We start from the raw sequence: 11,665 nt of genomic DNA, 5'->3' as shown, positions 1-11,665 counted from the left end.
TATACCAATTTATTTAACAATTGACTATAGTTCAACCAAATTAAATATAGTTCGAGCATGTTATGTATGACATTATTGTTTGTTTTGATGAAAAAAAAATGGGCTATGGCGATATCCTTTTTGCTGCAAAATTGGCCCATCAATTAAAGAATAGTCTCATTAATCAAGGAAAACTAGCAGGTAACATTTATCTGGTTTGTCATAATGATAAAAGAGGACTCGCTAAACTTGAATCATCTAAAGCAGATTGTGAATTTGGTATAAATTTCGTGCTTTTTGAGGAGATTGATAAGCTCATTTACTCAGGGAAAATTAAGCCTGCTGTGATTATTGACGCCCCAGCTCCCATGCCCATGAAAATTACTTGTCCAAATGCTTATGTCATTATTTCTTTAGAATATACCTACGGTCCATTTCTTGCTGCAAAGCTTGGCAATTCCTATCAACATGCACCGGAAGAAAAACAACTCTCTTATCAGGAAGAGTTAGAGAAGTTTGAAAATGGTATGCTAAAACAATACAAGAATAAGGATAAAGTAGTTTTAAGAACAGGATTACTCAATATTCTGGATGAACACGGAGTTATCCCCTCACCCCGATTAGTTGCTTTTGGGAACTTGCTGCATTCCAACGAAACACAACACAACGCAGCTGAAATTGATGAACAAAAGCAAACATTTTTTAGCACGCTTCCTCAAAAAACCAGAAAATGCATTTTCAGCGCTGAGGCAAAGGCCCAATGGACCCAATATGAACAAAATAATCATTTAACCTTTGGTTATGGTTACGCGGGTAGCCAAGACTTTCTTTCTATTCATCAAGCTTATGTCAAAGACAGAACCAAAAATGAAGATGTTTTTATTGTTTCCACTAACACCAATTTATCTAAGCGTCTTGAATTATTGATTGATTCTTTAAAAAATGATGGGTTTACCAAGGTCATTTATCATGACTATGACACAGGAACTGAACAAACTCTTTATGAAAGTGGTAAGCAAGGTAGGAGCTATCGCTTAATCCACTCGAAACAAGGTTTAACTCATCCCGAAGTGGAAAGTCTTTTTGCAATATCTGGGGATTTAAGCCTTGCCACAGGGGATCAGTCTTTTGTAGAAGCGATTTTAACGAATAAAAAAATCTGCTATGACTGTTTTCCTCATAAAGATATGCTTTATTCTGCCTATCAGGACTTAGGAGATACTTATAGTCCTGCAACCCAAGAGGCACTAAAACTAATGCGTCTAAGCTCCAGTATTCAAAGTGTCTGGTCCCCCGATGTGTTAGAACGACTTGCGTCTCTACTTCATAACAGGACTGTTGAGAGAGAGTTATCAGCAATCAATCAAGACATTCGCAATAGAGAATCTCTTGTTACAACCTATCTCCATGCTGTAGAAGAACATTTACCGGAAATTACTCATCCTATCGATCTGGCTATTATTAACAATGCTTTTAAAAAATCGATGCTAGCTGAAGCAAATTATCCCTATCATTTGTTCCTGGCTATTCGTTATGGACGAAAGGAAATCGTTCGTGATTTATTAAATAATCAGGTTGATTGTTTAACCGCTACAGATCTCCTGGGTAATAATGCTTTCATAATTGCCGCTCAATATCAGCACTATGACTTATTGAAATTACTAATCCAACATGCAGAAAAAAATGGGATATCTTTTACACAGATCACTAGTCCCAACAATCACTTTGCTTGCTACACTATTTTCGATTATCTTCCCAAAACCATCACAGAAAACCCTGATCGAATGGCAGATTTATTTTCCTCCTACACATCAGATGCACAACAAAGTCCAAAAAACCATTCTGCTGATACCAATAATAAACACTCTGATACTTTGATGGACATGGGAATATTCAAGGAGCAAAACAAGTGGTTGATTTTAAAAGACCATTTAGAGAAAACTTTTTGCAACATAAATGAGAATGACGGTTTGCAAAAACTTAAACCCTTTTTAATTGTCGCAAGAGAATATCTACGAGATAAACCTAAATTTCTTGCCAGTTACAAGGAGGTTCACAGCGACTGTGAAAAATTAGAATGCGATGAAAACTGGATCTATTCCCACAGAATGGATTATTTAAAGATGAGAAAAGAAGTTGAGTTTTTTATTGAAGCTCAGCCGCTTCTCTCCGAGAAGCTTGGATTGCAATGGCTTCCTCTACCCCCGCCCTCACTTTGGCAGGCTATGGAGCTACAACTCATGCTGCACAGTTGGAAAAAGGCCGACGAAAGCGAATTACCAGAATTAATGTTCCCTTACCTGGTGGTTATGCGCGAGTATTGCAAAAATCACTCAGAAGAAAGCGATTTAATTGCCATTACTAGTCTTTGCAACGAACTGAACATTCCCGAAGATTGGCCGCAACACAATAAGGAGGCCTTCGCAAATTGCTGTTCGATAGTCAGCTGCTTTATTAAAGAAAACAACGAATTAACCAAATATTCCAGTGCTGACGATGCAATTCTTAAGGAATCAAAACTATCTACAGATTCGATACATATCCGACTATTTTAGTATTTCCAAACATTATCTTTGCACATTTTTTACACATTTATAGATTTGTTCTAATATTGCGCTCAGCTTAATTTTCTATAATTAAGACAAAGTTAAGAGCAAAGAGCGAATAAAATGAACGATATTATTGTAAGCTTTGATGATGCTCAGGGAGGATTTGGCGATATTTTGTTCGCGGCGAAATTAGCTGCAGAGATAAAAAAGGATCTTATCAGCAGAGGTCAACTGATTGGTGATGTTTACCTTGTCTGTAACGGAAATAATCGCTTCCTGGGTAAAATGGAAACAAGTCGCTCCGATCTTGAGTTTGGAATAAATTTCATAACAACATCGAAAGCTACAGAAATGATGGGCAAAGGGGAACTCGATCCTTACATGATTATTGAAGCCCCTACTCCCGCCACAATTCCTATCCAACCTAAAAATAAAACAGCGCGCATAATCAGTGCCAGAGAATACAGTTATGGGCCATTTGAAACAGTAAAATTAGGAACCTCATACAAAACTCCCCCCAAAAGTAGGCAAAGGGAGGCACATCAAGTAATCCAGGAGGATTACAAAATTAAGATTGAACAAGATGAGGCCGACAGAGTAAAAAAATACAATACCACAGGAGCAAAAGAAACAATCCGCACCGGATTAATCAATGAGTTGAATGAAGAAGGTATTTTACTTACCGATGAATTAACAGAGATTGCTGAGCTCAAACGCAGAGGAGACCAGGATGAACTGAGTCAACAAAAAGAAAGCATGATGACTTATTTGCCAGAACGTATGCGCAATCTTTTGCTCCAAGGCAATGAAAATCTAAGAAAATATGAAGAGAAAACTGAACTTAGCTACGGCTATAGTCACCGAAGTAGTGCAGATTTTTTAAAAATACATAGTGGCTACATCAAATCCTCGAATAAAAATCAGGATGTATTTCTATCAGGGGCAGTCATTGTCGATCAGGTAAAAAAACAATTGGAAGATTTGAAAGAGGAATTAATAAAACAAGGCTTTACAAAGATCATTTTTCATAATTATGACAGTGGAGATGAAGAATCCCTGTATGATAGTGGAAAAGAAGGTAAGGTTTATCGTTTGATGTATACCAACGGTATCCCACACCCACAAGTGATTGCTTTAACGGCTATTTCTGGCCCCCTTTGTCTTGCATCAGGGGATCAATCTCTTGGAGAAGCAATTTCTAGCGATAAACTGATTTGCTATGAAACCTTTCCCCATAAAGTTCTTCTTTACTCAGCATACGAGGAACGCGCTGAAGCATTATCTAAAGACACACAAGACGCTTTAAAGCTGATGAGCCTTTCAACTTCTGATGACAAAACATCATCACTCGAACAATTGCAGGCTCTAGGGGAAAATCTACGTACTAATGATACGGTAAGAAGTGAGATTTCTTTGGTTAATAAATCAATAATAGATAAAGGTTCTTTAGGAAAGGCGTTTACTGCAAGAATTAATGATGGTTATCCCCCAGTCACTCATCCAATTGATAAAGCTATTATTGAGGGCACATTCGATCCGGCTAAGATGTTAGAACAGGTAGAGTATCCTAAGCATCTATTTTTAGCGATTCGTTACGGAAAAATAAACGATGTAGAAGCGATTGTTGCACATAAACCAGCTTGTCTAACACAACAAGACTCTCTAGGTAATAACGCATTCATAGTTGCAGCACAACATAATCAGTATAAAATCCTACAGCAATTAGTAGAGAGAGCCCATAAATTGGGCATTCCTTTCGCAGACACCCAAGAAACTAAGTGTATTAATGCCCAAAATAAGCATTTTGCCGGGTATACGATGTGTGATTATTTATCACCATTAATACGGCATAACGAAAAAATTCGAAATGCTATTTTTGGGGCTTACAGTTCGGATGTTGAGAAAGCGCTTGCAGCACGTACTCCTAAAGTTGAGGTGAAGAAAGCACCTCCTCTTACTGTATCTCTTGGGTTCTTTCACCATGCTCAGAAGCCCGTTAATATTTGGAAATCTTTAGAAGAAAATGTAGTGGAGAGTTTTACCCAACTGCAAGAAAATGAATTTCAAACAAAAATGACACCTTTTTTAGTGGTTGCAAGAGAATATTTGAAAGGTCAGCAACCAAAATATGAGAAAGAATATATGGAGGTTTGCGCTGCTTGTAAAGAAATGAAAATCCCTGAGAATTGGGCCTATCGACACGTTGAAGAATACCGCAAAATGCTAACCGAGGTCGAACTGTTTATTAAGCAAAATGATAAATTGATCCAGGAAATTGGGACAGAATGGCTGCCAGAACCTACAAAAACACTTTGGGCGGTTTTTGAGGATAAATTCTCACAAGAAAGTGAAGATAGTTTAAAACCTCTTCTTGCCGTGCTAAGGGATGGATTTAAAGATAGACAAGAAGAGCTTGGAGATTATGAGAGTTGCTTAGCAGCCTGTGATGAGGTTGGAGTCAAGGAAACCTGGGGTGATGATAATATTGATAAATATAATGAAGCATTAGAAGCACTCCAAGAAATTATTATTCAAGATCCTGAATTAAAAGACTATGGCACAGATTGGTTACCAGCAGCTAAACAAAGACAGGAATTACTGTTATAACTTTCTTAATAATTTAATTAGCGATAATAGAGTCAATATCTTAAATCAATTATATTTAACTTATTGATATTTATTTATATTTTTACACGATTTTTATCAACTATACTTAAACTAAAGCTCCACTGTAGAGAACAGTTATGAGTTATAAGGGAATACAGATTCTTCTCAAGGAATCAAAGGAGAATAATCCTCCTCCAGATGCATGGCTTCAATCTACTAAGAATGAAGTTGCAAATTTCAAACAAAGCTGGCGTGAAGAAAGAAAAAAACAAGTCCACTATGAGTTATACAAAGATAATACTTTAGATAAGACGTTGTTTATGAAATTAGTTAATAATTTGTCGAGTAAATTAAGCGAACGACAATCAAATAAATTAAAAAAGATTTGGAATGATAAGACGGTATCTCTTGATAATATGGTCAACAATGTTCTCGATTTTGCGACTAAAGTAGGTTACTTTGACGATCCCTTCATCAAAAATATGAATCCTTTCTTAAAAATATTCCCTAATGATCAAGAACTTTTTAATTATTTACGTTCTCCTCAACAATATATCACTGATAATAAATTAACATTTTACCAGCAACAAATTCTCGAATTGGTTACTAAAGCGCCAAGCTTTAGGTATCTAAGTATTGGTCAATACTTGAATGGTCAGGTAGAGTCAGAGCTTACGGGAATAATGAAAGAACTTCATCTTGAAAGCTATGGTTGTCGTGATGCACTAAGCTTTGAAGACCTTATTAATCCCTACGTGAAAGACAAAGTCGTACAAGACTCAAAAAAAGAACATTATGGCCCGCAGATTATGGGTATGGGAGGTGCTTTAGAGAGCTATGACCGACGTTTGATTACTAGTACAGCAAAAAAGGTCAAATCAATGAAAATGGGTGAATGCCACACCCTTGCTCAACTAGGTGCAGAGCATTTGCTAAGCAAGATTGAATCGGGTTTGCTCGCTGGTGCGAGTATAAAAATGGTCACCCATGAAGATAACCGTGGCTCGCATACATTTCTTCTCCTCAATCATACAGGGGATTTAAGCGACTTATCAAAATGCATAATCGTTGATCCTTGGGCTTATTCCATGGGTTATACTGATACTCAGGGCATATTTACCATTGATAACTATCCTTTTCCCGGCATGACTACAAAATTAAAATGCTGTTATGACTCCTGGGATGACAATGTGCATTTAAGCAGAAAATACAATCGTGAAATTGGCCCTCAATCACAAACAAATGTGGAAGAGGAAAAAATGAAAATTAATCCAGAGGATGCCAAAGGATTCATTGAGTATTTGTATGGAGCTGCTCGAAATTTAATTAAAGACGAGTCGAAGGAAACTCTTTTAAAAGAAATTCTAAGAGATCTGCATTATGATGATATTCCCCCTTCTCAAGCGGTAAAAATAGCAACAGATATCTACTTTGCTGGTTCAGTTGAAGGAGACAGTAAAGCAGGATACTCCTGGAGCAAAGGGGATAATTTTACAACCCAGGTCTTTGGTTCAAACGATGAGGCTTATCTAAAATTTTTTGAGGAAGCATTTAATCGCTATCCAACCATTAAATCCTACTGGGAAAGTCATCTTCAAAGTGTAGGAGGAGACAATGCTCCAATTGAGCATCTAGATTCAAATGCAATATTAGAAATTGGAGAGCATTTATCCAATGACAATACTCTAGAGCGAGAATATGTACCGAAAAATCCAGATGTAGTTTTTAGTCTATAGATTACTGATAATTCGAAAAATAACTATTATAAATCGACTTATAGGTCCCATCACTTTCCATTTGCATTAATATCTTGTTAATCGATTGAATTATCGCGCTATTTTGAGGAGTCGTCATAATCGCAAAGCCACTACCAATAATTTCACGGTCTCCTAATGAGGTAAACAGGCCATCACTTTGCATACACCAAAAATTGACAGCGACATCATCTAAAAATACGGCGTCTATATCTCCCCTATTCAATGCGTCCATCATACTTGTCGCCGCTGAATAGGGTACTATTTGAAATTTTAGTCCATAGGTATTTGCTAAAAATTCTTCATAATCCGATCCCCGTAGAGCGCCTACTTTTTTGGTTGCCAGATCATCAGTAGTTTGTATTGTCGTATTTTTTAATGTCAAAAATTTACCATTACTTGCCATATAAGGCAGGCTAAAAAGGTAGTGTGTTTTCCTTGCTTCAGAAATCGTAATACCACCAACAGCAATATCTATTTCTCCCTTATCCAAAGCAGCATACAATTTATGAAACAGCATAGGATAAAAAACACAGTTCTCTTTAAGGCGTGTACAAATCGTACGCATGATGGCAATGTCAAATCCTTCATCCTGATTAAGTACAAAAGGAGGATTGTAATAGGGAATGCCAACGTTGATCGTTGCATGAATCTTGGGTAAAAAAAATAAGTAACTCAACGTGAAAAAGAATACTATAAATTTCTTACTATTCATCTCGCTTCCCTTGGGCGCAAAACTTCAATCTTATTTTTATCTTAAACACATCGTTAATCGATTTTTTTAAATTATAGTTTACAAAAGTGTATCTAAATCAAAGCTAGAGCGCCTGTTTAAATCACTTCCATGTTTTATTAGAAAAGATTCGGCCATTGCTCTACCTTCATCGCGTAACATGCTGAAAAAAGACCATTCTGCATTAAGTTTTGAAGAGTACCCTAATTCCACCATCTTGTTACTAGTAATACGATGAATTCGCATCTTTGCCCAGCGCTCTCCTTCACCTTTAACAACACCGCCGACTTGTTTTAAAATTGCAATCATACGTAACTCTTTCATCAAGGAAGAATTAAAAGAAACTTCATTCAAGCGATTAAGGATTTCCCGGGCTGTTCGTGGAGTGCCAGCACGTTCAACAGGATTTATCTGAACTAAAATAGTGTCACTGGATAGACATTCCTTAACAAGCGGCGTAATGGTAGGATTTCCCGTATACCCGCCATCCCAATAAGCTTCTCCGTCGATTTCAATAGCTTGAAACAGGGTTGGCAAACACGCTGAAGCAAGTAGTACCTCTGAGGTAATTTCGTGATTTCTAAAAACTCTTCCTCGACCCGTTCTTACATTAGTCGCCGTGATGAAAAGTTTAATAGGTGTTTTAGCTAATTCATCAAAATTAATACTTTGGTTCAGGATTTCTTTTAGAGGATTAAACGCTGCGGGATTAAGATCATAGGGAGAAAAAATTCGTGAAGCCAAATCAAATCCCATAAATAAAGGTGAGTTATCCAACGTCCAATTACCCGCTAAAATATCCCAAAAACTACGATGAAAAAGACTAAATCTCCCAGCCTCAGACACACGCTGCCAAAAAGCCTCCAAGGCAGCCCTTGCCCCTTCAGGTCCCTGGCTTAAATAAGCACTCGCTAAAACAGCGGCATTCATTGAACCAGCTGATGTGCCAGAAATTCCTTCAATACGTAACTTAGGCTCTTCAAGTAACCTATCTAGGACCCCCCAAGTATAAGCACCATGCGCACCACCCCCTTGGAGGGCTAAATCTATAAGTACAGGTTTTTTATGTGAAAGGAGACTTTTCGGAGGCTTAGGCATTTAAGTTCTATATCCTTTAAGAACATTAATATTATTTTAGCAGAGTTTAATATTTGTATTAATTCACTTGTCTCCATTCTAACCAGGTGCCTTGATAGCCTTGTAATGAAGCCTTCGCAAAATGATAAAATTGCTGTAAAAACTGGAAACGCTCTATGTAAAAAGGGGTTAGATCGGGGTCGCTACGTACAATCATGGCCAGATTATAAAACGGAGGGATTGAAGCTTGACGTGAAATTATTTCTTCAAAGCTTACTTTATCTGCATTATGTAACATATCAATGATCGCCATAAAACTGGTTGTTCTACCCTTCCCACCCCTACAATGGATATGCAGCCATGTATCAGCTGGTAAATGCCTGTAAAACTCCACAAATCGGTTTACTTCAGTATCAATTGGCGCTCGATGATCACTTACATAAAACCGTTCATAATCAAAACCATGTTGCTTAACAACTTCCTTCTCCGATTGAATGGTTTGAATATTAATATTAATTGGCTGCAAATAATTGTTAGTTTCAAACTGCTGGGGAGTCAGTACAGATGCAATTAATTGATTTTTTAAAAGATTCAACCAATACCTTTCGGCTAATTTGGCTTCTTCATTAGTCTTATCCAAGTTAATCCAGTTATGTGTTGTAGATAGTGTAATTGCCATACCATTAAGATAACCATGACTTTCTTGACGCAGGTCTACGACAATGGTCTTTTTTGGATTCATTCCCAGTTGATAAATGTACTCTCGAATCTCGTCCCAACCCATAGCATTCGGCATTGCACTTGCCGTTAATTTCAAGGCGTCTAACCCTTCCACATTACCATCGTAATAGCTTTGAATTAAAGCCGGACTTCGTAGATGGGATACGGGGGTTAGTTGGCTTAATGATTCTTGTACTAAACAAGGATAGGTAAGCGACCCATCACAATAAAAAGGCATTTCTGCAGCAAAACTCTCTGCTGAAAAATTTAATACCAACCAGATAAAAAGCAGTCGAAGCTTTACGTAGCTCATAGCAACTCTTTAAAGGTGAATACAACTTTAGATTACTACTAAAAAAACAAATAAAAAAGCCTGGTTTTAACAACTGTCAGGATATACATAGACACAATTTCTTCCTGCTTGCTTCGCAGCATACATCGCTTTATCTGCTTGTTCAATTGACACTGCTGCTGGCAAAAAAGGATCGAGTAATCCTAAACCAGCCGAGACAGTAAAAGGAACTAATGTTTTATTTTTAAACTTAAAATCCATATTTTCAATGCCTTTGCATAAACGCTCCAGCATTTTTTGTCCCTCAGTTAATTCTGTAAAGGGCAAACATAGTAAAAACTCCTCCCCGCCATATCTGAATAATTTATCGTAAGGACGAGTATTTTGGATAATGTAATTCGCTATTTCAGCCAAAACCCCATCACCGGCAAGATGGCCATAATTGTCATTAATGTCTTTAAATCGATCAATGTCTATCATCGCTAAACAGCAACTCTTTCCTTGCCGTTTTATAAGTTCCTGTTGCTCAATAAGAATAGGAAGCATATTTAAACGAGTGATAGCGCCTGTAAGCATATCCCGATTGTACATTAGAAACTCTATTTCATTTTTTAAAGTAAATACTTCAAGTCGCATTTGCTCTAGCGCATTCGCAAAACGATCATAGGAGACGGGGGTTACTTTCTTACCAGAGTCAGTGATTTGTAATAGGTGAGTAGCTAATTCATGCATTCTTTTATGAGAATCACCAATACTAGCAAACCCTTGATAATTTTGAATGCCGCGTGGCAGATCACTGTAATACCATTGGCCAAAACGACAATCTTTATAAGCATTTTTTGAAAGATCAATCGCACTAGCCGGCAAATGACAAATCAGTGTGCGGATTATGGCGTTATACCATTGCTGGTGATTATAAATTGCCTGGTCAATATGACAGATCATCTGCCTGAGTTCATCATAAGATAGGGAGGGAGTTGTTAACAACATTTCTAAATCCTTTCGGAGTATTGTCTGATTTAAGCGTTATACTTACATCTTTTTGGTAATTATTAACGCTAGAATCTGGCTACACCTATAAAAGTATAATTTTAAAACGCGCTATTTCATCCCCAATAACTATAATAAAAACCACCTTTGGGCCTTTGATAAATAGGCGAAATCATTTAAATCTGCTTTTAAGTCTAGTCTGCCCAGAAATATTGTCAATTTATTACATAAAATGCATCATTGATACACAACACCATTCCGAGCAGAGCAAGGCAACAAGACTTCCACTCAAGCTCCAACGTGAATTGCTGCACTCTCTTTTTCAAGAAAACATTTAAACTCCGCAACCCATAAGGCATCAACATAATCAGGCAAGTTAGGATAATGATATGGCTTAGAGCTCTTTTTAAAATGCTCAGTCAGGTGCTGACGATAGTAATCTAAACCAGGTACGACAAGCTCCTTCTCTTTAGCTTTCTCATCATTCACTCTAACTTGCAAAATCTCTTTAAAATAAGGGTGTGATTCAAAAGCTTCGCTCTCTTCGCTTGACATTACCCCCCCTTGAAAATTCAAGGTTCCTTTGCTTGCGGGAGATAAACGCTCAAAGTAAGATGTTTTTTTTCCAGCAAGATAACGTTTCGCATCCACATGATAGCCAATAAGTAAGGCCACTTTCGCAGAGAATCCTAGATCATAAGCTAATTTTGCACCAATCCATTCATGATAGATAATACCAAGATTAGCCATAGTATTTTGCTGTGTTTGCGAAGCAAAATGTCCAATATCATGAAATAAAGAAGCAAGAATAACTTCGCTATCATGGGTTTCTTGCTCAGCAAAATAAGCACACTGCAAAGCATGCTCTAATTGAGATACAGCTTCCCCTATGTAATCAGTCTTCGCAGCGAACATTAAACAGTCAAGTGCGCTAGTAATTTGGTTTTCTAAATAATTACTCATA

Annotated in this window: 8 protein-coding genes; 3 read left to right on the top strand and 5 right to left on the bottom strand. The window is 37.2% G+C overall.

The window, feature by feature from the left end; all coding sequences use genetic code 11:
* Positions 1 to 62: 62 nt before the first annotated feature.
* The 3 genes from LHA_RS07135 (at position 63) to LHA_RS07125 (ending at position 6,871) form a co-directional block, all read left to right on the top strand.
* Positions 63 to 2,534 carry an ankyrin repeat domain-containing protein gene (locus LHA_RS07135; protein ID WP_045105927.1) on the top strand — a complete coding sequence of 824 codons (2,472 nt, stop codon included), beginning with the start codon at positions 63 to 65 and terminating at the stop codon, positions 2,532 to 2,534.
* 114 nt (positions 2,535 to 2,648) lie between these two features.
* Positions 2,649 to 5,135: an ankyrin repeat domain-containing protein gene (locus LHA_RS07130; RefSeq protein ID WP_045105926.1), complete on the top strand. Its 2,487-nt coding sequence runs from the start codon at positions 2,649 to 2,651 to the stop codon at positions 5,133 to 5,135.
* Between the two features lie 137 nt (positions 5,136 to 5,272).
* Entirely contained in the window at positions 5,273 to 6,871 is a 1,599-nt protein-coding gene (locus LHA_RS07125) for a hypothetical protein (RefSeq protein WP_045105925.1), read from the top strand.
* Position 6,872: 1 nt separating this feature from the next.
* Here the strand turns inward: LHA_RS07125 and LHA_RS07120 are convergent, their stop codons facing one another.
* The 5 genes from LHA_RS07120 to LHA_RS07100 form a co-directional block, all read right to left on the bottom strand.
* Positions 6,873 to 7,604 carry a transporter substrate-binding domain-containing protein gene (locus tag LHA_RS07120; protein ID WP_045105924.1) on the bottom strand — a complete coding sequence of 244 codons (732 nt, stop codon included), beginning with the start codon at positions 7,602 to 7,604 and terminating at the stop codon, positions 6,873 to 6,875.
* Positions 7,605 to 7,682: 78 nt separating this feature from the next.
* Positions 7,683 to 8,720, bottom strand: a complete 1,038-nt coding sequence (locus LHA_RS07115; RefSeq protein ID WP_045105923.1) for a patatin-like phospholipase family protein — start codon at positions 8,718 to 8,720, stop codon at positions 7,683 to 7,685.
* 58 nt (positions 8,721 to 8,778) lie between these two features.
* Positions 8,779 to 9,732, bottom strand: coding sequence for a phosphatase domain-containing putative toxin (locus LHA_RS07110; protein WP_045105922.1), 954 nt, complete (start codon positions 9,730 to 9,732; stop codon positions 8,779 to 8,781).
* Between the two features lie 66 nt (positions 9,733 to 9,798).
* Positions 9,799 to 10,701 carry a diguanylate cyclase gene (locus LHA_RS16355; protein WP_045105921.1) on the bottom strand — a complete coding sequence of 301 codons (903 nt, stop codon included), beginning with the start codon at positions 10,699 to 10,701 and terminating at the stop codon, positions 9,799 to 9,801.
* 288 nt (positions 10,702 to 10,989) lie between these two features.
* Positions 10,990 to 11,664, bottom strand: a complete 675-nt coding sequence (locus tag LHA_RS07100; protein ID WP_065238328.1) for an HD domain-containing protein — start codon at positions 11,662 to 11,664, stop codon at positions 10,990 to 10,992.
* Position 11,665 lies beyond the last annotated feature (1 nt).

Origin of the sequence: Legionella hackeliae (assembly GCF_000953655.1) — a bacterium.
GTDB classification, from domain to species: Bacteria; Pseudomonadota; Gammaproteobacteria; order Legionellales; family Legionellaceae; genus Tatlockia; species Tatlockia hackeliae.
This window is presented reverse-complemented; position numbering and strand designations above follow the sequence as displayed.

What these genes read in the sequence shown, in the direction of transcription:
- LHA_RS07135 (WP_045105927.1), top strand. Translation starts at nt 63, where the DNA reads ATGTATGACATTATTGTTTGTTTTGATGAAAAAAAAATGGGCTATGGC.
- LHA_RS07130 (WP_045105926.1), top strand. Translation starts at nt 2,649, where the DNA reads ATGAACGATATTATTGTAAGCTTTGATGATGCTCAGGGAGGATTTGGC.
- LHA_RS07125 (WP_045105925.1), top strand. Translation starts at nt 5,273, where the DNA reads ATGAGTTATAAGGGAATACAGATTCTTCTCAAGGAATCAAAGGAGAAT.
- LHA_RS07120 (WP_045105924.1), bottom strand. Translation starts at nt 7,604, where the DNA reads ATGAATAGTAAGAAATTTATAGTATTCTTTTTCACGTTGAGTTACTTA.
- LHA_RS07115 (WP_045105923.1), bottom strand. Translation starts at nt 8,720, where the DNA reads ATGCCTAAGCCTCCGAAAAGTCTCCTTTCACATAAAAAACCTGTACTT.
- LHA_RS07110 (WP_045105922.1), bottom strand. Translation starts at nt 9,732, where the DNA reads ATGAGCTACGTAAAGCTTCGACTGCTTTTTATCTGGTTGGTATTAAAT.
- LHA_RS16355 (WP_045105921.1), bottom strand. Translation starts at nt 10,701, where the DNA reads ATGTTGTTAACAACTCCCTCCCTATCTTATGATGAACTCAGGCAGATG.
- LHA_RS07100 (WP_065238328.1), bottom strand. Translation starts at nt 11,664, where the DNA reads ATGAGTAATTATTTAGAAAACCAAATTACTAGCGCACTTGACTGTTTA.